Below are 24604 nucleotides of genomic sequence, written 5' to 3' on the forward strand. Positions count from 1 at the left end.
AGAAGTACCTACATACATGAAACTTACGTTTACCATAGCAATAAAAAAATCCGAACGCGTTGGATTCTTCATCAAGAATCTCGATTCATCGTTCGGATTTTCCTTCAGCTAAAATACTTTTGTCTCAGCCTCTATGATGATAGTGTTTGCTCAGAATAATCTAGAGCTGTATGACGCTGAATCAGCAGTAAAGCAGCTAAAGTGACAACTGCTCCGATAATAAAAGGCAGCGTCATATTGAGTTTAAAGGCAAATGCACCAAGCAGAGGGCCAAAAATACGCCCTAAGCTATCCATTGAGGCAGTTAACCCTGAAGCAGAGCCATATCCTACTTTGGTTCTCATCGTAATTAATGAGAGGACACAAGGACGAATAAGGGCATTTCCTGCTGTAAATATGCACAGAAATAAGGTAGCATTAACGGCACTAGAAGATAACAAAATAGACGTAAATCCTATTGCTGAAACCAATAAGCCAATAGCCATCAGTTTTTTTTCATTTCCTTTTTTAAATCGCTGCAGTACACCGCCTTGAATCAGGGCTTGAGTTAAACCGCTCGCCATAAACATCCATCCGATTGTCGTGGGAGTAGCATTGATTTTCGCTATTTGAAAAAATTGAAAAGTAGCTTCTAAACCAGCGAGCGTAAAAGTAGCTAAAAATGAAAGAACATATAAATACTTCATAGCTCCTTGAAAATCTGACGTGAAGTCATGCCATCTGGATGTCTGTACTTTGGCAGCAGGTTCTTTTCGTAACGATTCTTTTAACGTAAAGAATGAGAACGCTGTCATAATCAGTGACAAGATACCAGAGATAACGAAGGGAACAAACAAGCCGAAAGACGAAAGGACACCGCCTAATGCCGGTCCAAAAATAAAGCCTAAGCCAATTGACATCCCTAACAGTCCCATTGCTTTCGTGCGGTTTTCTTCATCTGTACTATCAGAAGCATATGCAAAAGCACAAGGAATAACAGCTCCTGCAAACAAACCTCCGATGATGCGTGACGTATACATCAGAGTCAGAGAGTTTTCTGCCACCGAAAAAAGAAAAAAGCTTGCGCTAAAGCCAAGTAAGCCCCAAAGTAAGATGGGACGGCGGCCTTTTATATCGGAAAGCTTCCCCCAAAAAGGTGCGGTAATAAAAGATGCGATCGAATAGCTAGCCATTAGTATCCCTAAATTGACCGTGCTTGCACCCGTGGCACGAATAACTTCAGGTACGATGGGGATGATCACTCCAAAGCCGACAAATACCATAAAAATAACAAACATTAACGTTCCAAGCTGTTTGTTCATATGCAATTAAGCCCCTTTCTCTGTAGAACATGCCGTGAGTTTAGTATACCAAATACCAAGACGTTTTTTACGTATATTTGGTAAAAAGCGCTTTATTTATAAATGGATAACTATGTTAATATTTACCTGTTGCGCTGAAGCTGATACAATTAAAAGAAAAGGGACGTGAAGCGATTGCCAATATGGATTGTATTTGCTGGGATTATAGGCGGTCTTTTAGGATTTGGGGCGCTAGTGGATTATATAGCTAAAAAGAGAAGTATCGAGCTAGATCCAGAAGAAGGGATAAAGAATGCTTCTGAGGCAGAACAAATCTATGTGGAAAATTATCTTTATCAAACAAAAGAAAATAACAATTACTTTCAATAAAAAAAGCTTGGAGAGAAATCTCCAAGCTTTTTTAATGAGGTAAAAAGATGAGCTGATAGAGAAATAAAACAGCAAAGACATACACAAGCGGATGAACTTGTTTGCCTTTTCCTTTTACCAGCTTCATTAACGGATAAGAAATGAAGCCAAGGGCAATTCCTGTTGCAATACTTGATGTAAGAGGCATTGCTAGAACAACTAAAAAGGCAGGGAACGCTTCATCAAAGTCATTCCAATTAATTTTAGCTACAGCACCCATCATCAAGCTTCCGACAATAATTAATGCAGGTGAAGTAATAGCTGCTACGCCAGAAACCGAGCTTACAACCGGACTAAAGAATGCTGCCACAATAAATAGAATGGCTACCGTCACGCCCGTTAGACCTGTACGTCCGCCTGCTGCTACACCAGATGAAGATTCAACGTAAGCCGTTGTTGGGCTTGTACCAAATAAAGCGCCAATCGTTGTACCAAATGAGTCAGCAAGCAATGCTTGACGCACGCGAGGCATCTTATTACCTTTCATAAGACCTGCCTGTTGAGCTACTCCTACCATTGTACCTGTTGTATCAAAAATCGTAACAAGTAAGAAAGAAAAAACAACTGTGTACAAATCATGATGAATAACATCTCCAAAAGCAGCAAAAGGATTTGAAATCATTAAGCCGTCCGGAAGGTGAGGAGAAGCAAACAAACCTTTATCAAATGAAAGCTGTCCTCTAAAGAAAGCAATTAGTCCGGTAATAATCATACCGAAGAATAAAGCGCCGTTTACATTTAGCGTATATAAAATGATTGTAATCGCAAGTCCAATCAGTGTTAAAACTACTTTCTCAGACTGCAAATCACCAAGTCCAATTAAATTTGATTTATTTGCAACAATAATACCGGCTGAACGAAGCCCGATAAAAGCAATAAATAAACCGATACCAGCACTGATCGCGTGCTTTAAATTGTTTGGAATAGCTTCAATTAATTTTTCGCGAAACGATGTTAACGATAGGATGATAAAGATAATACCCGCTACGAATACAGCTGAAAAAGCAGTAGCATAGTCGATACTTCCATTTGAACCGACAACTAAAGCAGCAAAGTATGCATTCATTCCCATGCCGGGAGCAATAGCGATTGGATAGTTAGCTGCAAGAGCCATCCATAGCGTAGCTACGACTGCTGAAATAATAGTAGCTGTAAATACTTGATCAAAAGGAACGCCGGCGCTGGACAAAATAACTGGGTTCACAATGACGATATAAATCATGGTTAAAAACGTTGTAATACCAGCTAAAATCTCCGTTTTAGCATCCGTGTTATATTCTTTTAACTTAAACATAAGTAACCTCCAAAAATAACGAACATTAAAAGCAACATGATATATAATATTCGTTTTTTACTTGAAATGCAATAGATTTGCATATAAAAAATTAAAAACTAAAAAAGTGACGATAAAAGAGCTAAAACAAGTGTGAAATATTTCTTTTTTTCGGTGCTTTTTATAGTGTGTACGTATAGAAGAGGCTCATACGAAAAAAAGCCGCTTAGGCTATAGCGGCTATGTTGCTTGTTTTGAGGAAACGACTATCGGAAATTTTATTTTAATGGAAAGAGTTAAATCGTGATAGGTATATTCCAAGCGTCCTTGGTAGTTGGAAACAAGTTTAGAAATGATCCACGTGCCAAGGCCTTCGTGGCGTTCTTTCTTTTCTGTCACATGAAAAGAAGTAAACAAGTGATCTTGACGCTCTCGTGATAAAGGAGCGGTAGAATTGCTGACTTCTAAAATGTAAATGCCACTTCGAATCATACTCGAAACGGTTATCTCTTTTTTCTCAGAAGAATGAGCGGCTTCTAAAGCATTATGCAGTAAATTCATGATGAGATTCATTTGGTCAAGGTGCTTTAAAGGCAGCTGTGATAACGGTGAATCTAATTGAACATTCATATGTATTCCCCACGTATGTGCTTGATTCTTGCTTTGATGTACAACAGAAGCAACGTGCGAATGTTCACCTTGAATATATGAATGGGTATCATTCAAAGCTTCAACGTAATCTTGAATATACTCTTGTGCCTGCTGTCTTTGGTTTGTTTCTAGAAGATAGGATACGGCGCTGACATGTTTAATAAAATCATGTCTTTCAGCTCTTAACGCTTGAAAAAGCTCATTGTTTTTTTGAATTTCACGTGAAGCACTGCTTTCCCGGTTAGCTACGAATATGTATTGTTGATAAGACGAAAATATGTCGGTCATGTAACCAATCATTGTGATAACGGTAAGGCCAATACTAAGAGGTGAAGATAGGCTAAATAAAAGCAGAAAAAAAGACGTCAGTACGATTGCTTTTTTTATCGTTAGTGAAGGAGCCGTTTGATATTTCTTTCTCCATATAAAAAATGAACCAATTATAAAAGAACTAAGTAGGAGATGTAAACTAACAGGCAGGTCTTTAAAAAAGAGGAGCACGAAAACAGTTAGTAAAACTAGTGTGTAAAATAGTTTCATTTTAGATAGTCCCTCCTTTAAAAGTACTCTTTTTGCAAGATGTCTAAATTTGTTTTCGTGATTAAAGCTGTTTTTTCGGTGCTTTGAAACATCACGGAGTAGGAGTGCTTAGTATACAGGGAGAAATTTTGAATATAGGAAATGTTGATAATAAAAGCTCGATGCGACCTTAGAAAATGACTCGCTGTTAATTCTTTTTCAATTTCGTTTAATGATTGATAGGTACTAAATTCTCCATTTGTCGTTATGATGGTGGTAGAGCGACCCGTTCGCTCTGCAAATATAATATCTTGTTTGTTCAGCACTTGCATTTCGGTTTTTTGTTTTAAAATAAGCTTATCTCTTGTATCAGTTGATTGTTTTTTTTGATGAAAACGCTGAATGCCTTTTAACAGACGCTCTTTAGAATAAGGCTTCATAATGTAGTCTAAAACGTTGAGTTCAAATGCATGAACGGCAAAGCCGCTGTGCCCAGTGACAAAGATGACTTGAATATCAAGTGCGTAAGCATTGATAAAGTCTGCAAGCTCATAACCTGATAGCTTTGGCATTTCAATATCTGTAATTAATAAATCAATTTCATTTTTTTTAATTTCGTTATAAGCTTCCTCCGCGCTGCTAGTCGAAAAAAGTATGTCTATATCATCTTCTCTTTCTAAAGAAATCCTCAATTTTTCTAAATCATATGAATGATCATCCACTAATCCTACCTTCATAAATAAAAACCCTCTTTGTTTTATTCTATTGGATATTACCACACTATTTTACCATGATTTACAAGATGGAAAGGACGTTTCGCGACATAAAAAAACCTCTTTATGACAAGATGGAAGATGCTGTATAAAAAATAAGCTAAGATATAGTCAATCACAGTAAAAGGGGAGAGCGGATATGATTGAAATCAAAGGTGTGACGAAATATTTTAAAGAGAAAAAGCAAACAATTACAGCTGTTCAAGATATTCATGTAACCATCGCACAAGGAGAAATTGTAGGACTATTAGGGGAAAATGGAGCGGGGAAAACAACTCTTTTACGTATGCTGTCGACTGTACTTGAACCATCGGAAGGTAATATGTTCATTCACGGAATAAACATTCATAAACAGCCTGATAAAATAAAGAAAAAAATCGGCGTGCTTTTTGGCGGTGAAACAGGTTTATATGACCGTTTGACTGCGCGTGAAAACTTATCTTATTTTGCTAAGTTTTATGGAATGAGCAAACATGAAACAAAGATAAGGATTGAGGAACTGGCCAAACGTTTTGGAATGAAAGACTACTTGGACCGTCGCGTCGGAGGCTTTTCAAAAGGAATGCGTCAAAAAGTAGCCATTGCACGCACTATTCTTCATAACCCGGACGTTATCCTATTTGATGAACCGACTACAGGATTAGACATTACATCAGCAAACATGTTTCGCGAGCTTATTAAAAGTCTGCAAAGAGAAGGAAAAACGATTGTTTTTTCCAGTCACATTATGGAAGAAGTGGAGATGCTGTGTCAATCTATCATTATGATTCATAAAGGAAAAATGATTTATCAAGGAACAAATGAACAGCTGTATAAAGAAGAGGAAAGTACAGACTTAAACTACATCTTTATGTCGCGTATCGTGAGGGGGGCTTAATATGATTTGGCATATTTATAAAAAAGAGTTAATAGATTGTTTGCGAGATCGCAAAACGATTATCTTTAGCGTGTTGATTCCGATTTTATTAAATGTAGGGATTATCTTTTTTGCAGACAAAATGATGGCTAGTGATCAAACAGATTCCATGTCTGTAGCTGTTACAAAAGATTCTGATGCCAGTGTGATCGACTGGTTAAAAAACGATGACAATATTAAAGTAATTGAAAGCAGAAATCCACTCAGTGCTGTAGAACAAGGGAAAGCGTTAGCGGCGTTAAAGCTACCAGACGATTTTTCTTCAGAAGTGCGTAAGATGAAATCGCCAGAAGTTACTGTTTATACGGATTCAGCGAGCATGAACTCAGGTGCTACCGCAGAGTATATACAAAATATACTGAATAAACATCGAGAAGCTATAGTTAGCGAACGCTTAGACCAACTAAATGTGAATAGTCAAACGATAGCTCCGTTTAATGTGGTTGAAAAAGGAGTGTCTAAAGAAGATGACGGCTCTTTAACAATGATTGCAATGTTTGCGCCAATGATTATCATTATGGGCGTTTTTGGGGGGATTCTTCCTTCAGCAAATGATATTTTTGCAGGTGAAAAAGAACGGAAAACAATGGAAGCTTTATTGATGTCTCCTGTCAAACGAACGCAATTACTGGTTGGGAAATGGCTTACTATCTCTACATTTGGTATATTGAGCGGTCTTTTGTCCACATTTACATTTGTTTTGTCTGTACGTTATTTAACAACCGTATTAAATAATGCATTGCAGCTCAACGGTCATGTTACAACCTTTATCTTCTCGTTTTTAGTCACCCTTACCCTGCTAGCACTTCTAGGAGCTATGGTATTATGTATTCTTAGCCTTTTAGCAAGTTCGGTTAAAGAAGCGCAGAGCTATACATCTCAAATTGTGATGGTAGCGATACTTCCATACTTTTTACTGATGGGAAAATCCGTACATGAACTGCAACCAAGCGGATTTTTAATTCCTATTTATAACGTATTTGCACTTATGAAACAGCTTCTCTACGGTGTCTACGACATGCAGAGTCTCGTCTATACAATAGGAAGCTTATCGGTTTGTACGGTTGTTTTATTTGCGGTTGGTTATACGATGTTTACGAAAAGCCGCTGGGTGCTTGGTAAAGGGTAAGAGACTGGGCAAAAGTAGTTTAGTTGAAGGAAGGTCCGAACGAGTAATCGTTCGGATTTTTTTATTGGAATGGTGAACGTAGGTTTCAAGTATGCAGTTAGTTGCTTCTAGCTGTTGATTGGAGGGAAAGACGGAGACTGCTGCGGGGAAAGCGAAGTCTTGCACGGAAATCAACAGCGGTGTCACAAGCGCTTCATAATAGCTCATTCACCCCATTTGTTTGTATTAAATTGAAGTGATTTCGTTATGTCTCAACTTTTTTGTAGGGAAAGAGCAACAAAAAGAGAATGTAGAAAGAAAGGGGAGTGGAACAATTGCATCCTATTATAGTAGAAGAAATTCCTCATTCGATAAAAAAGTATGTAAAGCAAATCGAAAAAGTGACGTTTCCGAAGCAAGGGTGTACATCGGATGTCGGTATTCTTCATACCGCTAAAGGGAGATATGTTTTAAAACGGGCAAAAAGGGAAAAGTACAGAAAATGGTTATATAAGGAATATTATGTATTAAAAAATATACAGGCACTGGCGGACTTTCAAAGCCCGAGCGCTTACAAGTTTGTTCAAACAGCAGAGGAGAGCTGGATGCTGCTAGAATTTTTTGAAGGAAAGACGGTAAGAGAGTATTTAGAGAAGGAAGATAATGAAAAAAAGCGTGAGCACGTTGTCTATGAAATGGGGCGTCTTCTTGCTCGTATTCACAATGCTGAGTGTCCAGAACGATTAGTGAGTAAGCAGCCGTGGATCCACCGCATGCTGCAAGAGGCAGAGTACAATTTAACCCACTATGAGGTAGACGGAAATCAACGGCTGCTAAAACAACTGCAGAAGCAAAACATGATATGCAAACAAGAGGTACTTATTCACGGAGACTACACGATTGATAATGTACTTGTACACGACGGTCAGATAACAGCTGTTATTGACTGGAGCGGAGGAACTTTAGGAGACGCTCGTTATGATATGGCGCTGGCTGTTCGTTTTGAAGACGGAATCTTTACAGGTAAAGAGCGCGCGTCTTTTTTTAAGGGATACGGCAAGGGGATTTCACAGAGCGAATTTTGTTACTTTGCAGAAGGTTTGTACGAGTTTTTTTAAGGAATAATGACATCATTTTCTTCATTTGTTGAACGTCCACTTTCTTTGACGAATCCATACTAGTTTTGTCACGTATGAAGGGATTTAAAAATTTCTCTCGAAATGGCTAGTAAATGAAAAAAATGGAGGGATGGAACATGACGATGAAAACGGTAGATGTGGCAAAGTCACTGGGAATACATCCAAGTACGGTATTAAAGTGGGTCAAAATGGCGGATATCGAGCTAGAGAGAAATGAATCGGGACACTGTGAGTTTACAGAAGAAAATGTTGAGGCACTTAAAAACTTTCAAAAAAACCGCAATCGTCAAGCCGTCGTCAAAGTGGTAGAAAAAGTAGTAGAAAAAGAGGAAGTCGTTATATCTGATGAACGTGCACAAGATATGCAAAAGCAGCTTGATCAGCTTTTTTTAAGACTGATTGAAAATGAAAAGCGTACAGAAGAAAAAGCGGGAGAAGTAGTGACCTTTCAAATTTTAGAGCATCGTTCAGAAATCGATCGATTAAATAAAGTTATTACAAAATTAGAAAATCGAGTAGTAGAACTTGAAAGTCAGTTAAAAAGTGAAGACAGCTTAAAAGGTAAAAAGCCTGTTCCGAGATGGAGAAGCTTTTTAACCGGTATTTTTAGCTATTAGCAGCGATTTACCATAACGGTAAATCGCTTTTTTTTATGGAATTTTATGAAAAATACATCAATTCGTACAGATTTGTGGAAAAAAATCTCAATAATAGTTGACGAAACGCTTAGTAATTTGATAAAACTAATTAAGTTAAGAAAGTGAAATACTTTCGTAAATACATATTCGTTATCATGCGATAGCGTTAAGGAGAGTGACAAGTGAAAAAAAGAGAAGAGCTCGTTCAAGAAATGGAGACGCTGTTTCGCTTTGTGTTCAGACAGCTTCGCCAAGAAATTAATGAAGTATACAATTCAGAGCTATCAACAAATGAATTTATGGTGCTTCGTATGCTGGTTGATTCCGGCAGGCAGCGATCAACTGATTTATCTAAGTATCTTCAAGTGTCAGCAAGCCACATTACGGCGGTAACCGACTTGCTTTTGTCAAAAGGCTACATTGCACGCAAACGGTCTGAAAATGATCGACGTATTATTGATATTGAACTGACCAAAGAAGGGCAAGATATTTTTAATGTGATTCAAGAAAAAAAACGAGCGTATTTCCTTGAGCGGTTTGAGCACTTTACAGATAAAGAAATTGAAACGATGAATAAACTGTTTCACAAAATTAAAGGTGATCAAAAATAAAGCGCTTTAAATGCGGAAGAATAATCAGTGAAGATGAGCTTCACTGATTATTTTTTTGTCTTAAAACGGAAAGAGTACAAGAAGCAAGTTAGTTGGTGAGAATATCAAATCAGCGTATAATAATAGAAAGAACACATGAAGGAGGTCATCTTTTTGACAGAACAATATGAAGTAGCAACTTTTGCTGGAGGCTGTTTTTGGTGTATGGTGAAGCCCTTTGATGAACAGCCAGGCATTATAAAAGTTGTATCTGGCTATACAGGCGGTCACAAAGAGAACCCGACGTACAAAGAAGTATGCTCAGAAACAACGGGCCACTATGAAGCGGTCCAAATTACATTTGACCCAGAAGTTTTTCCATATGAAAAGCTTTTAGAACTATACTGGCCTCAAATTGATCCAACGGATGCAGGCGGACAATTTGCGGATCGAGGCGACTCGTATCGAACAGCTATCTTTTACCACAACGAACACCAAAAGGAACTAGCCGAAGAATCGAAGCAGCAATTAGAAGCAAGCGGTCGTTTTTCTGAGCCGATTGCTACACAAATTCTACCGGCAAAACCGTTTTACGAAGCGGAAGAATACCATCAAGGTTATTATAAGAAAAATAAATTCCGCTATGCTATGTATCGACGAGGATCTGGACGTGATCGTTTTATTAAAGAAAACTGGAAAGACTTTGGCCGCGACGAGCAGCTGAAAACGACATTAACGCCTATTCAATATGAAGTTACTCAAAATGACGCAACGGAACCTCCGTTTCGCAATGAATTTTGGGATCATACAGAAGATGGTATTTATGTAGATATCGTGTCAGGAGAGCCGTTGTTTAGTTCAACTGATAAATATGATGCCGGATGCGGATGGCCGTCTTTCACAAAAGCGATTAATAAAGATGAAGTAAAAGAAAACATGGACGTTAGTCATAATATGGTTCGTACAGAAGTACGAAGCAAAACGGCTAACTCTCATTTAGGTCATTTATTTGATGATGGTCCGCAAGATGCAGGCGGTTTGCGTTACTGCATCAACTCAGCAGCTCTTCGATTTGTTCCGAAGGAAGATTTAGAAAAAGAAGGATACGGGGAATACGCTGTTTTATTTAACAAATAAAATAATATGAGAAAAAGAGCGTGATTCAACTTAAAGTTGGCTCACGCTCTTCTTTTTGTGCTTTCTTTTGTTTTATTTTGGCTCGAATGAGGCTATATAGAAAAAGGAAAGGAATATAGCCATAAATAAAGTAAAAGCCGGTCATAGATAGTCGTGTATTAAGTTGATCAATCGTTTCTCGGTCATCAAAGAAAATAGAAAAGCCAAGGAGTGCAATTAAGGCTAATATGAGAAAAATAGTAGGCGGTTTATTAAATGTTTTACTAAATCCGCGAATTGTACACCACAAGCTAACAGCAATAGTAGGCAGAACAACTAAGAGCCACAGAGCAATTAAAATATATTCAAAACGCTGCAAAAATGGAATTTCGATAATTTTAGCCATTGTTAAGGTTGGCCAGATTGTATGGCCTAGCTGTCCCTGACTAAAATAAACAAACGAGACTAAGGCTGTACATAAGTATAAAAAAGTACTGAACAGCACACCGTATTGACCCCATTTCTGACTAGTAGCACCGTTTTTTATAAAAGGGTAGAAAAAAAGTATGGATTCAAATCCTAGGTTCTCAAAGGTCATCAATTTAGTTGAAATCAAAAATTCCCATATCGTGTGATCGAACAAGGGAGATAGATTGTTTAAATGAGCATATTTTAACGGATAGATTAGAGCAAATAGGAGAGGCAAAGGCAAAATGACTCCAAAAAAAGCAATTCCCGTAATGACACGAAACCCACCTGAAATTGTATAGTAAATTAGAGGTAAGTAAACGAGTGATACAATCCATGTAGCTAACTGCGGAAACATCCATATTTGCAAAATTTCTACATACGTTCGGTAAATTGTTAAGGCGAAGATAAAATAATAAATAGAGGCGGCAAGCGTTAAAGCCCCTCCCAAGTATTTCCCGAAATATAATCGGTGTATATCAATTATGTCGCTGTTCTCGCGAGTTAAGATATTAAAAATCATCGCTAATAAAATACAAACGCTAATTGCAGCAAGAATGATGGATATCCAGGATTCATACCCAGCACCTTTCATAATATAACGCTGAAATCCTAGTATTCCTACCCCAATTTGCGTAGAGTGCACTAAGAAAAAAAGAAAAGAAGGGGAAACTTGATTTTCTTCTTTAATTGTATTGTGCATCTTTTCTTCCTCCTAGTTACTAATACCCGTTTGAATAAGGTGAACGCGAGCTTTTACTTCAATATTCATATCCGGATATTGCGCTTTGAATTTTTCACTGTTAAACCCTCGCGTTTTACTTCGAACATAATCTGTAAAACAAATAGGGTCGATTTTGTGCCGCTGAAGCTTCTTAATAAAGGTATCCCCATCTTTTTCAATATCTTTTTGAAGCGTTTTTTCAACCATTTTAATATTAGCCGGGTCTGTTAAATCTATCCATCCAGGAAACTCTTTTACAAGTCCATCGATAGTTAAGTGCGCAACAATACTTGGATGTTGATGATTGCCTTTAATTTCATACTTTGTTTTGGTGCGCAAGTTTTGCAGTATAATTTCGCCTTTGCGGTCACTCTCTTTAATTTTTACTGAGTAGCGGCCGTGCTTTGTTCCGCTTGTTAGCAGTTTAAATAAAAACGTTTCTTTCATTCCGATGGTTGTAACGACTTTTTGTTTTTTGAAAAGCGCCAGTCCCTTTAATTTAATAGCATCTTTTTCTTGGGCTAAAACAGGAAGATAAGGGTCACGGTCGTCGCTAAAAAAACTAAATAAAAAAATTTGTAAATTAGTGTTAGGCAAATTTTCTGTGCGGATATTTTGTTCGATTAAATTAGAAATAAACTGATAGTCCTTAATTTTCTTTTTGGTAACGGAGCTCAATAATTCATGTGCGTTGCCATCTGCAATGCTTAATTTAATATTACGTCCAAGGTCTGGATTCCTAGCAATTGTATTTACTAATTCATCCACGCCATGTGTTGCAAATTTTTTTCCCATGACGATGCTCCTCAGCTGCCCAAAAGCAACTGGAAGAGATGATTTATTGTTTAAGCGGAGTGGAATATCAAATGATGAATTAGCAGTAGCCGCAATAATACTAGGTTCTTCCGTTGGCCCGTACTTATAAATAGGGTATAAAATAGTTCCTCTGACTTTATTGCTTTGAGGAATATAATCATATCCGATGGAGTTAACTACTTGAATTTCGTCAATTGTTTCACGGTCTGCACAGCTCGTTAAGAAAGTAAGGCAAGTGCATAAAATAAGTATTCTCTTCATGACGTTTCCCCGCTTTACTCATTATCTAAATTACTTTTTCGTTTAGTCTTATTCGCTTTATTAGGGTTATAGCGAAAGCGTTCTAAAGGACGCAAGTAGCTTGGCCGCTTGGCTGTATGACTATACGGCAAGCGCAAAAAGGTATCTCTGTACTCTGTTGGACGAAACGGAAAAAGCGGAACAAGATAAGGCATGCCTAAAGACTTTAAACGAAGCAAGTGAACCAGCAAGAAGCAAAAGCCAAAGGTGATGCCGACTAAACCAAACGCAGTAGCAAACAAAATAAACGGAAACCGTAATAACCGGATGGTATTAGACATTTTAAAAATAGGCGTTGTAAAAGAGGCTAAAGCTGTCAGTGAAACAATAATAAGTAAAATATTGCTTGTTAATGCAGCTTCTACTGTTGCTTGCCCAATAACAATCCCGCCTACGATTCCCAGCGTTTGACCTACTTTTGTTGGAAGTCTGGCTCCGGCCTCGCGAAGCAGCTCAATGGTGATTTCTAAAAAAAGTACTTCGATGACGGGTGGAAAAGGAACGTTTGTCCTTGAAAAAATAATAGGACCCAGCAGATCTTTTGGAAGCATTTCATAATGATACGTAACAATCGCTACATAAAGAGGCGTAGCAAAAATAGAGAAAAAGACGCCTAAAATACGAATAACTCGGAAAAATGACCCTAGAACCCACGGTAAATAGTAGTCCTCAGGTGAAATAAAGAAGTCAAGCAGCGTTGACGGTCCCGTAACTGCGTAGGGTGAACCGCTTGAAAAGAAGGCAGCTTGCCCGTTTAACAGACTAAACAAGACTCGATCGATCCGCTCTGTTGTTAAAAAAAGCGGAAACGCCGTAGAAGAATTATCGGAAATTAATTGATCAAGCATTGTACTATCAAAAATGACGTCGAAATCTATATCTTTAAGGCGCTGGGTCAGGGTGTCTACGTGCTGAGGGTTCGTTACGCCTTCTAAATAAACAAGCACCACGCGCGTTTTCGATTTATTTCCTACGGTAAGTTCTTTAAAAATAAGGTTTTCGGAAATGACCGTTTTTCTCATTAAATAGAGATTGACATCTAAATCCTCTACAAAACCAATTTTGGGCCCGACGACGCTGAACTCATTTTCTGTTTCATTTTCTTTTCGAAAGCCCGTATCAAAGCTTTGAACTTTAATAAGAGCTACTAGCTTATCGTCTTTATGCAATTGAAACATCACATAGCCGCGCAGCATCTTTTCTAAAATTTCTTTTGTATCTTTTGTAACGGAAATATCTTCAATCGGCAGAACGTTTTCGACTTCATATACACTGCTTAACGTGAAGTCTAGTTTTTGAAAAGGCTCAAGTATTTTATCTTCAACACTTTGCATGTTTACGAGCTGCTTAAAATAAGTAATGATGTATTTTCGATGCTGCGAACCAATAGCTAATGTTGTAAAATCACTTGATTTTTTAAATTGTTTAATCAGTTCGTCCAATGATTTTTTGGGCTGATCGTCTGCATTCTTTTTTTTAAATAAATGTTTAAACATAACCGTGCCCCTCGCATGACTTTCTATTACTGGTAGTTTGTTCATGTACTTCCTTTTTATTCGACTATTTTTTCTCAAGAAGAAAGGAAGAATATAAAGACAAACTTTACACTCTTTTACAGTGGATAAACAGTAGATTTACGTTTGGATGGTAACTTTAGACATGTCGAAGATAATGAAATAAAGGAGCGGGTACATTTATATGGAGAAAAAATTAGCAGGTATTACACTGGCAGGAGCAGTAGCATTGGCCTCGTTTGGTTTAGGAAACTCTCTTATTCAAACGGAAGCAAAAGTGGAGCATCAGTCAGCTAAGAAACCTCAAAATGTCATTATGATGGTAATGGACGGGACGAGCTCAAATGCTACTACACTTGCAAGATGGTACAAAGGAAAACCGTTACATATGGATCAGCTAATGGCCGGGGGAGTACGGGCGTATTCGGCAGAATCTGCTATTACAGATTCCGCTCCAGCAGCTACTGCTTTAGCAACAGGAAATAAATCAAATTCTGGTTATGTAGGTGTGCTCCCTTCAGTAGTGAATACACCTGGGGTTAAACCCGTAGAAAAAGAAGATCAGTTTCGTCCCGTAGCAAACGTTCTAGAAGGAGCAAAGCTTTCGGGGCGCGCGACAGGAATTGTGGCTACTTCTGAAATCCAGCACGCCACACCAGCTGGTTTTTCAGCCCACAACTACAGCCGTGATGATTTTCAAACGCTAGCGGAGCAGCAAGTGTATCAAAACATCGATGTAGTACTTGGAGGAGGTAAGCAATCTCTTCTTCCAGGAGCAGAAGAAAAAAGCCGAAAAGACGGTGAAAACTTAGTCAATGTATTGAACAAAAGAGGATATGACTTTGTAGAAAATAAAAAGGAATTAGAGCAGTCACGCGCCAAAAAAATCTGGGGGAGCTTCGCTGACCGAGACTTAGCGTATGATATGGATCGACCGCAGACAAAAGCAGAACAGCCAAAGCTGTCCCAGATGACAAATAAAGCAATAACAACACTCTCCAAAGATAAAGACGGTTTCTTCTTATTTGTTGAAGGAAGCAAAACGGATTGGGCAGCTCATGCGAATGATCCAGTAGGCATGATTAGCGATGTATTAGCGTTTGATGAAGCAGTGGGCAAGGCAGTAGAGTTCGCTAAAAAAGATGGAAATACGATGGTTATTGCGATTGCTGATCACGGAAACAGCGGTCTTTCAATCGGTAATGCAAATACAACAAAAGGATATGATACCACACCTGTTTCTGCTTATATTGATCCATTAAAAAAAGCAAAAATGACGTTAGAAGGTGCTACGTCTAACTTAAAAGAAGATTTATCAAATAAAGAAGAAGTAGCTGCTTTGTATGGTTTATCAAACCTAACTTCAGAGGAAAAAGCGCAGCTGACTAAAGCAAGAGATAAAAAAGAAATCAGTGCTACACTATCGAAGCTATTAGCCAACCGAGCAAACCTTGGATTCACAACGGGCGGTCATACGGGTGAGGATGTATTTCTGTATTCATACGGCGTCAATCGACCAACGGGGCACTTTGATAATACGGATATTGCCAAACATATGGCCAAGTCAATGAATATTAACTTAAACGAGTTAACAAATGAATTATTTATTGAAGCAAATAAAGCGTTTAAAGGCTCAAATGTAGCGGTGGACTCAAAAGATAAAAACAACCCTGTGCTCGTTGTTACAAACAATAAGCGAACGGTACGTTTTCCGGTAAATAAAAATATTGCGATTGTAAATGGAAAAGAGATGCAGATGGACAGTGTGGTGGTACAGGATAAAAAAGGTCGCTTCTTTGTATCTAAACAGGCACAGCAAATTGTAAAAAATGCAAAATAAGAAATGAAAGTAAAACAGGCCGAAGTATAACTTTAGGCCTGTTTTTTTACAGATAATAGATGGATAATTAGATGTATTAGCCTTTAGAGAGGAATGAATTGATTTATTTTACAAATAAATAGCTTTGAACTCTTAAAGGAATGGAAAGTCTTCACCTTTAAATATATGTGATTTATACTATGAAATGGTATAATAATCATAGTTCTAAAAGGAACTAGTTCGGAATACATATGTAAGTTCATAACGTTATATGCTAGAATTTTTATAATAAAATGAATAAAAAATACATAAATTTCTTCAAGTGAAATTACAAATACAGGGTTATTAAGGGTTGTATGTAAGTAATTACCTTGAATAAAAAGTAAAAAATGAATAAAAGTATGGGTGGAAGAACGTAGAACATGTTTTAATAGTAAGAGAAGACAAAATGATTGAAAATAGCGTGTCGCCTTTATTAAAAATATTAAATAAAGATTCTGGCATGCTGATTTGCAGATTATAAAAAGGGTATTAAATCATTGTTAGGAAAATAAATGATAATAGATAAACGGTTTTATTTCTTCTTCTAGAAAACCTACAATTATTGCAATATTCCCCATGAACAATCGTTGTGCGTTCCATTAACGATTAGCGTCCGTGTAGATCATTCATCTCAACATAAAAACACTATAAAGATGTGTAGACATGCATAAAACAGAATGGGCAATAGTTCGTACTATACTTTAACATTGTATCCTAGGGGGAGTCAGGATGAACAAAATCAACTTAATTATTGCCGATGATAACGAAGATTCGGTTGAAATTTTAGATTATTTTATAGAACAGCTTCCGGAATTTGAAGTGATTGGCATCTGCAAAGACGGAGAGCAGCTTGTACAGGAAGTGATGGCTAAGAGTCCAGACCTTTTGCTCGTAGACATTAATATGCCTACGATTAACGGTGTAGATGCCATAAAAAAGTGCCTGCGCATTAAGCCGAATTTAAACTTCATTTTTATCACCGGTTATGATGAATTTGCTGTGAAGGCATTCGAGTTGTCGGCACTGGATTACATTGTAAAACCAATTGAAAAAACCAGACTTTATATGGCGCTAGAGCGGGCAAAAAACTCCATTGGAATTGATAAAAATCAGTCAAAAAAGCCAGGTGAGCAATTAAAAAGACTGCCTGTAAAATTTAATGGATCTACTTATTACATTCCAATTGATCAAATTATTTTTATCGAAAAGTCCGGAAAAAAATGCTTAATCTATACTCAATCACGTGTCTATGAGACATATGAAAATATTAGTGATATCTATATGTATTTGAACCCTTCTGTATTCAGTCAAACACATCGGTCTTATATCGTAAATTTGCAGAAAGTTTCGCACATCACGCCAAAAAACGAAACATATCTTGTTTATTTCTTAGAAATTGATGAATATGCTCATATCTCAAAATTAAAAATCCAAGACGTTCAAAAACAGCTGCATCAGTTAATGACAAATTAAGAGATGCTGCTGCTTCTAAAATAGTTATGTTGATGAAAGGACGAAGCTTATGTAAGTTTCGTCTATTTCATGTGTCTGCTTTCGGAATAAATGATCGTAATATAGTTCTTATAAGGAGAGTTAGATAGAAGAAGTAACGTTAAAGTGAAAGGAAAGAAAATGATTTCAATTACTGGTCACTATAATGAATTTACCGTATTTCTTGCTGTCATTGTAGGGATTCTTGCCTCTTATACAGCACTTGATATTGTGAGCAAAATGATAAAAAAACAGCGAAACAATTATTTGTGGCTTACACTGTCAGCAACTTCAATGGGGCTTGGAGTGGGGGCGATGCACTATATTGCGATGCTTGCTTATTATGTTCCTGTTAGCTTTCATTTTGATGCTGTACTTTCTGTTCTTGCTTTAATAATAGCAATTAGCGGGTCATTAGTTGCGTTTTGGACATTCTGGAAATGGCGCACGTCGGTATGGTCAGGGCTTATTTTAGGAAGCAGTATTCTGGGTACGCATTACATTGCAATGGCAGCAATCGAAACAGAAGCACACATTCATTATGCGATGCTATCTGTTTTGCTTTCCATCATCATCGCCCTGGTCGTTGCATTTTATGCGATGCACTTGTTTTTTCGTTCGAAAAGCGTGAAAGCTAATCCATTTCTTAAACTTGTTAGCTCCATTTTGCTAGGTATTGGCATTTCAGCTATGCATTTCATCAGTATGTATGGAATGAAGCTGCATATTGCACATTCAGTTGCTAGAAGGTGGGGCCAGTGGCTGCCGTATCAAGCGCCGTTTTCCAATATTATTGCAAGCATCACAATTACGCTACTGATTGTCTTCCTGCTCGTTGCTGCTTTTAAGCGTCAGGAAGAAGTGAGGGAAAGTCAATTAAAAGAAGAGTATTATCAATCTCTTTTTAACTACAATCCCAATATTGTGTGTGCGGTTGATTTGTACGGCAATATTCAAACGATTAATCCAAAAGGAATCGAGCTAACAGGATACACGTTAAACAAAATGGAGACAATCCCGTTTCCTTCTATGTTCAGAGAAGCTGAAAGAGCTGAAGAATATATGTGGAAATCCCTGAGCGGAGACTCTGTATATTATGAGGCAACGCTGATTCGCAAAGATAATCAGCCTGTATACGTTGAAGTCACGCAAATGCCCATTATTGTTTATGATCAAATTAAAGGAAGTTACGTTATCGCCAAAGATGTGACAGATCGAAAAAGGGCTCAACAGCAGCTTCTGGATTTACAAAAAGATTTAAAACGCACGCTTTCACAGCAAGATGGTACTATTTTTAAATTTGTGAAGAACAGTAAAGGATATATCTATACGATGTGCGAAGGCAAAATGATTCGTGAAATGGGATATGAGGAAATAGATGTTGTCGGAAAAACACCTGAGGAATTTTTACCTGAATCCTACGCAAGAGATAATAGGAGTTACTATGATAAAGCATGGGCGGGAGAGAAAGTGTCGTATGAAGTACTTTTGAACGACTTTGCTTACTATACGAAATTAACACCTCATATCTACAAAGGAGAAGTACAAGAAGTTATTGGTTCTATAGTAGATATTACTGATCTTCACGAAGCAAGAGAAAAGCTGGCTAAAAGTGAAAGCATGTATCGATCCGTTCTTTCTACAATGTCAGAAGGCGTGGTGTTTCATGACCTTGAAGGTAACTTAATTGCTGCCAATGCATACGCTGCTAAGATTCTAAACGTGCCTTATGACCAAATGTTATCGGTTAACCCGTTTGGTTTAGACTGGGAAATTATTCATCCTGATGGCACAGCTTTTGCACTCGAAGATATTCCATCTGTCCGCTGTCTTCATACAAAAGAGCCTGTGCGAAATACAGTCATGGGCATTTATTTAAATGAGAAAAAGTTGACTTGGCTTTCGGTGAATGCTGAACCTCTGCAAGAAAGCAAATATTATAAAGGCGTAGTTGTCACATTTTATGATATTACAAAGCAGCAGGAACAAGAACAAGACCTGCTTCATTCCAATCAGCAAATGATTATAGCCAAAGAAGAAGCCGAAAAAGCAAATCAGGCTAAGTCAGAATTTTTATCAAAAGTAAGCCATGAACTTCGAACGCCTTTAAACAGTATTTTAGGCTATGCACAGATATTGGAAGAGCAAGGAGAAAAAGATTTAACAGAAAAACAATTGAATCGTATACGAAAAATTTTAAAAGCAGGTAATCATCTTCTTTATTTAATAAATGAAACGCTTGATTTATCGAAAATTGAATCAGGTCACTTAGCGATTAACCTTGAACCAGTGTCGGTAAAAGAAGCAATTGAAGACGCGCTTAAAATTATGAAACCATTAGCAAAAGATAAGCATAGTATATTTTATACTCGCTTTCACGCATACCAAGAAGTCTTTGTTGAAGTAGATGAACTTCGGTTTCAGCAGATCTTATTAAATCTGCTTACAAACGCCATTAAATATTCGCCCGCTTATCGCGATATCATTATCTATACCGATATTACTCAGCATCACGTAACCATATTGATTGAAGATAGGGGCTTTGGAATTCCAGCTTCAGAATTAAATCGGATTTTTGAGCCTTTCTATCGTGTGAATAGACTAGAAAAAGACGGAACAGGGATTGGGCTGGCGCTTGTAAAGCAGCTTGTTGTCTTAATGAATGGAACGTGTGGAGTGCGAAGTGAAGAAGGAAAAGGCAGTACATTTTGGGTTCGTTTTCCCTTAGTACATCCACCTGTTCCTAAACGCTTATCCAATGAAGGGGAAGCCGAGTCATTTTTAGGTTTTTCTATGCCAATCTCAATTGTGTATATTGAGGATAACGATACAAATATTGAGCTTATGCAATCGATTCTTTCTCCATATAAAAACGTTAAGCTCTTAGTTGCCAAAACAGGAGAAAACGGCATCGGGCTAATCAAGTCCATTTCACCGGACATTGTTTTAATTGATATTGATCTACCTGATATGAATGGTTTTGAGGTATGCACACAGCTTCAGCTGGAAAAAGAGTTGAAGCATATTCCGCGAGTCGCCTTGAGTGCAAGCGCAATGCAAAGCGATATCGATCAAGCTTTTTTAGTCGGTTTTAGTGAATACGTAACAAAGCCAATTCATATTGCCACGTTTTTGAATGTATTAAATCGCTTTACAAAAGCTTAACAAAAGTTTAGAAGGCTTTTCATTGACTTATTAGTGGACCTTTTGTAAAATAAAAACAACTTAATACATTTACTTCTTACGGAGTAAAGGGGAGTAGCGTCAGGGAAACCTGAAACAAAGTCGTCATTACATGGAGTATTCCATCGGCTTTGTTGGCATAATGATTATGCTTAGCAAGACCTTTGCCATATTTGGCAAAGGTCTTTTTGTGTTTTATTCCGGTAATGAGAATAAATCAACTTATACAAAGAAACGAGAGGGGATTTTTATGGATGCATCGCTTTTGTTAGAATATGGATGGGTATTGCTGGTGCTGGTTGCATTAGAAGGAATTTTGGCGGCGGATAATGCTCTTGTAATGGCCATTATGGTCAAACATTTACCGGAAGAAAAACGCAAGAAGGCATTGTTTTACGGATTAGCCGGTGCCTTTATTTTTAGATTCGGTTCCTTGTTTTTGATTTCATTTTTGGTAGATGTATGGCAGCTTCAAGCAATAGGAGCCATTTACTTATTGTTCATTTCCATTAATCATATTGTGAAGCGATATGTGAAAAAAGGTGATCATGAAAAAGTAAAAGAAGCGGACGGAAAAAAAGGCTCAGGTTTCTGGATGACGGTTTTAAAAGTAGAAGTAGCGGACATTGCTTTTGCGGTTGATTCAATTTTGGCTGCTGTGGCTCTTGCCGTTACGTTGCCAACAACCAATCTTCCTAAAATTGGCGGACTCGATGGCGGACAATTCTTGGTGATCTTTGCCGGAGGAATTATGGGACTAATCATTATGCGTTTTGCTGCAACTTGGTTCGTCAAGCTATTAAATACGCGCCCGGGGCTAGAAACGGCGGCTTTTGCTATCGTAGGCTGGGTAGGGGTTAAGCTAGCAGTTTACACTCTTGCTCATCCGGAGTTAGGTATTATTAATGAACACTTCCCTGAATCAAAAGTATGGAAAATTACGTTTTGGGTTGTGTTACTTGGCATAGCAGCTTCAGGCTGGTTCTTATCTAAAAACAAAGAACAAACTGATCTTGAAGGTTCAGAGAAAGAAAAAGACTCATTAAAGAAAATTGAAAATCAATAATACAAAAAAACGCGCTTTTAATGCGCGTTTTTTTTGTATTAAGATAAAATACCTAGTTTAAATTGTTTTGGGAAAGGGTAAAAGAACTAACTGGTGTTTAATTACTGTATATCCGAATGTTTTGCTTTTTCGTTCATATTCTGTAAAGAACAGAATCAGCGTTGGATAATTCAGTTCAATGAAGTTTATTTCAGTTCATAAACATATATTTCAAATGTATGTTAATTGGTAAAATTGAGCTATTATGGGTTATAATAAAGAGAATTAAAAGGAGCAGAGCGCTTCTTTACCCTGTTTGTCATCAAAAGAATGGATATTAATATGGTATAAAGCAACTGAGTATAGTAAAAGAGGTGAAGCCAATGCTCACAAAAGTTCAAACGCCTCCATCGCTTGAAACACTTGTACTGACGATTCAGCAAGGGGATAAACAATTACATAACGAAATGATTCAACAATATAAACCGTTTATTGCTAAAGTTGTTTCAGCTGTATGTAAACGTTATATAAGTGAAGCTGACGATGAATTTAGCATTGGTCTGATTGCGTTTAATGAAGCCATTGAAAATTACACAATCCAAAAAGGTCGATCCCTTCTTGCATTTGCGGAACTGATTATTAAAAGAAGAGTCATCGACTATATTCGAAAAGAAAAGCGAAACCAAACGCTGCTCTATAGCCGAATTGAAAATGAAGGTTTTATGCAAGGTAAGGTAGAAAGGGATATATCGCTTTCTAACTATAAAAGGCAAAGTGAAACTTCATATATTCAAGAGGAAATGACTTATTTTTGTCAGACGCTGGAACTGTTTAAATTAACTCTTGAAGACATTATTAACACGTCTCCTAAACATAAGGATGCAAGGGGAAACGCAGTGGAAGTTGCATCTTTTATCGTCAATGAAAAAGAATTAAAAGATAAGCTGTTTTTAAAGCGGCAGCTTCCCATTCGCTTGATTGAAAAACATGTCAAAGTGAGCCGGAAAACAATTGAAAGAAACCGGAAATATATCATCGCAATGGTTATTATATTAGCGGGGGACTACGTGTATTTAAAAGACTATATTATGTAAGAAAAAGGCACACGCAGGTGCCTTTTTTTTAGCCATGTTATGAAGTTATGTTTTATTTTTGTGTGCTGCCGCTTAAGTGAGCTTGAGCTTGTTGCACCAAGCGTTTTGTGATTTCTCCGCCTACTGAACCGTTGCTGCGTGCAGCAGTGTCAGAACCTAGAGTTACCCCAAATTCTTGAGCGATTTCGTATTTATATTGATCTAAAAATTGTTCTACTCCTGGTGTTAATAGTTTATTTGTTCTAGCCATGATTAGTCATCTCCTTTTTTATTTGTACAGCAGTTCACTGCTGTACCTGTATTATTTGCTGTTTACTATTTTGCATACTGGTAATGGTTTGCAAGAAAGTATAAAAAAGCCCAGCTTTCAAAGAAGCTGGGCTTTTTTATATATTATTTTACAACTGCATATTGCTCAAGAGACTGAGCAAATGATTTTTGAAGAGATTTTACTTGCTCTACGTATGCATCAGATACGTGTTGGAACTCTTGACGCGTTTTCTTTTGCTCTTCTACTAATTGTGTTACTACTTGATGATATTGTTCTTGAGCTTGCTTTACTAAAGAATAGCTTGATTTGCTTTGGTTAAGAGAAAGCTCTTGTAATTTATTTAATGCTTCATGCGTGCGGTTTGTCCATTCTTCATAAGAATCGGCAACAGCGTTACCAGCTGTTTTACGTAAGTTTTCAACTGTTTTTTGTTGAAGATCTTCTAATTCAGCTTTCCACTGTTTGTCTGTTGCTTGAAGTTGTTCAACTGCTTTTGTTACAAATTCTTGCTGTTGCTCAAGTGCTTTTAACGTCCATTGCTCAATTTGTTTGTTTCCGTCTGCAATGTTTTGTAACCCCTTTGTCCATTGTTCCCACATTGCATCAATTACTGTATCATACTTTACTGTTGACATAATCAAATTCCTCCTTGAATAATTTGGTCTGGCGAACAGTTATCGTAATGAACAAAACGTTAAAGAGGAAATTCGTAGTTGTGTAATAAACCTAACATTCCGCGCTCGCTGGTTGACCGTGAAATTTATTTAACATTATATTAGGAAACGCAGATGTACTGCGTGAATCCCTTTAATCGTTTTCTTCCTCTTTTGATTCTTTTGACTTTTTAGAAGAAGAAGAGCTAAAAGGGAACAACATGTCGGTATACATGTGAAAAAATGAATCTAACATGTTTTGATACTGTTCAAGTGAATTAGCCCACATGCTTAAATATTGTTCACCGGCATCTGTTAATGAGTAAATCCGGCGTGCAGGTCCTTCAGCTGACGTATCCCATTGCGATGTAATCAAGTTGTCTTTTTCAAGCTGTCTCAGCGTGCGGTAGACATTTCCTTGATCAACTGATGTGAATCCAAAGCTCATTAGTTGCTGAATGAGCTTGTAACCATGTAGATTCCAACCTCTTAAACTTAAAAGAAGAAAAGGAACCATCAAGTTTTTTGGTGCACCGCTAATCGATTTTTCTAAGTTGTTTGAATTAGAGGTGTTATCTTTTTCACTTGATCCCAAGGTAATCACCCCTTCGAAAAAAGAGAATTTGTTTTCTATATGTGTAATTTACACCTAGATGAAAAAATTGTCAACACTTTAAAACAGGTCTTTCAAATACAGGAAAAAAGAACGATTTTTTGAATTTCGACAAAAAGCGTCAAAAAAATTCAAAAAT

General features: G+C 37.3%; 22 protein-coding genes and 1 riboswitch. Of the genes, 12 read left to right on the plus strand and 10 right to left on the minus strand.

Translation table 11 applies throughout. From position 1 onward, the window contains the following. Positions 1-131: 131 nt before the first annotated feature. A complete protein-coding gene (locus AC1VNJ_RS14825; RefSeq protein WP_028414199.1) occupies positions 132-1301 on the minus strand; it encodes an MFS transporter in 1170 nt (389 codons plus the stop codon). Between the two features lie 174 nt (positions 1302-1475). Here AC1VNJ_RS14825 and AC1VNJ_RS14830 point away from each other — a divergent pair, with 174 nt between their 5' ends. Next, a complete protein-coding gene (locus AC1VNJ_RS14830; protein ID WP_028414198.1) occupies positions 1476-1670 on the plus strand; it encodes a hypothetical protein in 195 nt (64 codons plus the stop codon). Between the two features lie 31 nt (positions 1671-1701). Here the strand turns inward: AC1VNJ_RS14830 and AC1VNJ_RS14835 are convergent, their stop codons facing one another. From AC1VNJ_RS14835 to AC1VNJ_RS14845, 3 genes are all read right to left on the minus strand, one after another. Continuing rightward, complete coding sequence (locus AC1VNJ_RS14835) at positions 1702-3003, minus strand: NCS2 family permease (RefSeq protein WP_013055916.1); 1302 nt, start codon at positions 3001-3003, stop codon at positions 1702-1704. Between the two features lie 219 nt (positions 3004-3222). After that, positions 3223-4173 (minus strand): sensor histidine kinase, encoded by a 951-nt coding sequence (locus AC1VNJ_RS14840; RefSeq protein ID WP_482641010.1) that lies wholly within the window; start codon positions 4171-4173, stop codon positions 3223-3225. 17 nt (positions 4174-4190) lie between these two features. After that, complete coding sequence (locus tag AC1VNJ_RS14845; RefSeq protein WP_016763353.1) at positions 4191-4889, minus strand: LytR/AlgR family response regulator transcription factor; 699 nt, start codon at positions 4887-4889, stop codon at positions 4191-4193. A gap of 175 nt (positions 4890-5064) precedes the next feature. On the opposite strand from AC1VNJ_RS14845, the gene AC1VNJ_RS14850 reads away from it, so the two are divergent. From AC1VNJ_RS14850 to msrA, 6 genes are all read left to right on the plus strand, one after another. Next, on the plus strand, positions 5065-5802 hold the full coding sequence (locus AC1VNJ_RS14850; RefSeq protein ID WP_028414196.1) for an ABC transporter ATP-binding protein: 738 nt from the start codon (positions 5065-5067) through the stop codon (positions 5800-5802). A gap of 1 nt (position 5803) precedes the next feature. Then, positions 5804-6970 carry an ABC transporter permease gene (locus tag AC1VNJ_RS14855; RefSeq protein WP_028414195.1) on the plus strand — a complete coding sequence of 389 codons (1167 nt, stop codon included), beginning with the start codon at positions 5804-5806 and terminating at the stop codon, positions 6968-6970. A 305-nt stretch (positions 6971-7275) separates the two neighbouring features. Then, positions 7276-8067, plus strand: coding sequence for a phosphotransferase family protein (locus AC1VNJ_RS14860; RefSeq protein ID WP_228307609.1), 792 nt, complete (start codon positions 7276-7278; stop codon positions 8065-8067). A 137-nt stretch (positions 8068-8204) separates the two neighbouring features. Beyond that, positions 8205-8705, plus strand: coding sequence for a MerR family transcriptional regulator (locus AC1VNJ_RS14865; RefSeq protein ID WP_025749472.1), 501 nt, complete (start codon positions 8205-8207; stop codon positions 8703-8705). Between the two features lie 203 nt (positions 8706-8908). Next, the gene (locus AC1VNJ_RS14870; protein WP_028414193.1) at positions 8909-9337 is read left to right on the plus strand and encodes a MarR family winged helix-turn-helix transcriptional regulator; all 429 of its coding nucleotides are present in this window, start codon (positions 8909-8911) and stop codon (positions 9335-9337) included. A gap of 153 nt (positions 9338-9490) precedes the next feature. Continuing rightward, positions 9491-10453, plus strand: a complete 963-nt coding sequence (gene msrA, locus AC1VNJ_RS14875; protein ID WP_028414192.1) for a peptide-methionine (S)-S-oxide reductase MsrA — start codon at positions 9491-9493, stop codon at positions 10451-10453. A gap of 25 nt (positions 10454-10478) precedes the next feature. Here msrA and AC1VNJ_RS14880 read toward each other — a convergent pair whose 3' ends face one another. The 3 genes from AC1VNJ_RS14880 to AC1VNJ_RS14890 are packed head-to-tail and all read right to left on the minus strand — an operon-like array spanning position 10479 to position 14236. Further along, a complete protein-coding gene (locus AC1VNJ_RS14880; protein WP_482641011.1) occupies positions 10479-11603 on the minus strand; it encodes a GerAB/ArcD/ProY family transporter in 1125 nt (374 codons plus the stop codon). A 12-nt stretch (positions 11604-11615) separates the two neighbouring features. Next, complete coding sequence (locus AC1VNJ_RS14885; RefSeq protein ID WP_028414190.1) at positions 11616-12701, minus strand: Ger(x)C family spore germination protein; 1086 nt, start codon at positions 12699-12701, stop codon at positions 11616-11618. 14 nt (positions 12702-12715) lie between these two features. Then, positions 12716-14236, minus strand: coding sequence for a spore germination protein (locus AC1VNJ_RS14890; protein WP_028414189.1), 1521 nt, complete (start codon positions 14234-14236; stop codon positions 12716-12718). A gap of 202 nt (positions 14237-14438) precedes the next feature. Between AC1VNJ_RS14890 and AC1VNJ_RS14895 the strand changes: the two genes are divergently transcribed. From AC1VNJ_RS14895 to sigI, 5 genes are all read left to right on the plus strand, one after another. Next, positions 14439-16094, plus strand: coding sequence for an alkaline phosphatase (locus tag AC1VNJ_RS14895; RefSeq protein WP_028414188.1), 1656 nt, complete (start codon positions 14439-14441; stop codon positions 16092-16094). Positions 16095-16844: 750 nt separating this feature from the next. Beyond that, a complete protein-coding gene (locus AC1VNJ_RS14900; RefSeq protein WP_028414187.1) occupies positions 16845-17588 on the plus strand; it encodes a LytR/AlgR family response regulator transcription factor in 744 nt (247 codons plus the stop codon). Positions 17589-17747: 159 nt separating this feature from the next. Beyond that, complete coding sequence (locus AC1VNJ_RS14905; protein WP_482641012.1) at positions 17748-20771, plus strand: PAS domain S-box protein; 3024 nt, start codon at positions 17748-17750, stop codon at positions 20769-20771. Positions 20772-20847: 76 nt separating this feature from the next. Continuing rightward, positions 20848-20943: riboswitch (yybP-ykoY riboswitch) on the plus strand. Between the two features lie 96 nt (positions 20944-21039). Further along, entirely contained in the window at positions 21040-21855 is an 816-nt protein-coding gene (locus AC1VNJ_RS14910) for a TerC family protein (RefSeq protein WP_028414185.1), read from the plus strand. Between the two features lie 362 nt (positions 21856-22217). Continuing rightward, positions 22218-22928 (plus strand): RNA polymerase sigma factor SigI, encoded by a 711-nt coding sequence (gene sigI, locus AC1VNJ_RS14915; protein ID WP_033578364.1) that lies wholly within the window; start codon positions 22218-22220, stop codon positions 22926-22928. A gap of 52 nt (positions 22929-22980) precedes the next feature. Here sigI and AC1VNJ_RS14920 read toward each other — a convergent pair whose 3' ends face one another. The 3 genes from AC1VNJ_RS14920 to phaQ all read right to left on the minus strand — a co-directional run bounded on the left by AC1VNJ_RS14920 (position 22981) and on the right by phaQ (position 24447). Beyond that, a complete protein-coding gene (locus AC1VNJ_RS14920; RefSeq protein ID WP_013055933.1) occupies positions 22981-23178 on the minus strand; it encodes an alpha/beta-type small acid-soluble spore protein in 198 nt (65 codons plus the stop codon). Positions 23179-23321: 143 nt separating this feature from the next. Next, positions 23322-23834, minus strand: coding sequence for a polyhydroxyalkanoic acid inclusion protein PhaP (gene phaP, locus AC1VNJ_RS14925; protein ID WP_014461097.1), 513 nt, complete (start codon positions 23832-23834; stop codon positions 23322-23324). Between the two features lie 172 nt (positions 23835-24006). Further along, positions 24007-24447, minus strand: coding sequence for a poly-beta-hydroxybutyrate-responsive repressor (gene phaQ / locus AC1VNJ_RS14930; RefSeq protein WP_013055935.1), 441 nt, complete (start codon positions 24445-24447; stop codon positions 24007-24009). Positions 24448-24604 lie beyond the last annotated feature (157 nt).

It is taken from the genome of Priestia sp. 3CA3 (assembly GCF_056836725.1).

Coding starts and splice junctions, on each gene's coding strand:
- AC1VNJ_RS14910 (WP_028414185.1), top strand. CDS start 21,040: ATGGATGCATCGCTTTTGTTAGAATATGGATGGGTATTGCTGGTGCTG.
- AC1VNJ_RS14845 (WP_016763353.1), bottom strand. CDS start 4,889: ATGAAGGTAGGATTAGTGGATGATCATTCATATGATTTAGAAAAATTG.
- AC1VNJ_RS14900 (WP_028414187.1), top strand. CDS start 16,845: ATGAACAAAATCAACTTAATTATTGCCGATGATAACGAAGATTCGGTT.
- AC1VNJ_RS14885 (WP_028414190.1), bottom strand. CDS start 12,701: ATGAAGAGAATACTTATTTTATGCACTTGCCTTACTTTCTTAACGAGC.
- AC1VNJ_RS14880 (WP_482641011.1), bottom strand. CDS start 11,603: ATGCACAATACAATTAAAGAAGAAAATCAAGTTTCCCCTTCTTTTCTT.
- AC1VNJ_RS14855 (WP_028414195.1), top strand. CDS start 5,804: ATGATTTGGCATATTTATAAAAAAGAGTTAATAGATTGTTTGCGAGAT.
- AC1VNJ_RS14895 (WP_028414188.1), top strand. CDS start 14,439: ATGGAGAAAAAATTAGCAGGTATTACACTGGCAGGAGCAGTAGCATTG.
- AC1VNJ_RS14850 (WP_028414196.1), top strand. CDS start 5,065: ATGATTGAAATCAAAGGTGTGACGAAATATTTTAAAGAGAAAAAGCAA.
- sigI (WP_033578364.1), top strand. CDS start 22,218: ATGCTCACAAAAGTTCAAACGCCTCCATCGCTTGAAACACTTGTACTG.
- phaP (WP_014461097.1), bottom strand. CDS start 23,834: ATGTCAACAGTAAAGTATGATACAGTAATTGATGCAATGTGGGAACAA.
- AC1VNJ_RS14920 (WP_013055933.1), bottom strand. CDS start 23,178: ATGGCTAGAACAAATAAACTATTAACACCAGGAGTAGAACAATTTTTA.
- AC1VNJ_RS14865 (WP_025749472.1), top strand. CDS start 8,205: ATGACGATGAAAACGGTAGATGTGGCAAAGTCACTGGGAATACATCCA.
- AC1VNJ_RS14840 (WP_482641010.1), bottom strand. CDS start 4,173: ATGAAACTATTTTACACACTAGTTTTACTAACTGTTTTCGTGCTCCTC.
- AC1VNJ_RS14835 (WP_013055916.1), bottom strand. CDS start 3,003: ATGTTTAAGTTAAAAGAATATAACACGGATGCTAAAACGGAGATTTTA.
- AC1VNJ_RS14905 (WP_482641012.1), top strand. CDS start 17,748: ATGATTTCAATTACTGGTCACTATAATGAATTTACCGTATTTCTTGCT.
- AC1VNJ_RS14825 (WP_028414199.1), bottom strand. CDS start 1,301: ATGAACAAACAGCTTGGAACGTTAATGTTTGTTATTTTTATGGTATTT.
- AC1VNJ_RS14890 (WP_028414189.1), bottom strand. CDS start 14,236: ATGTTTAAACATTTATTTAAAAAAAAGAATGCAGACGATCAGCCCAAA.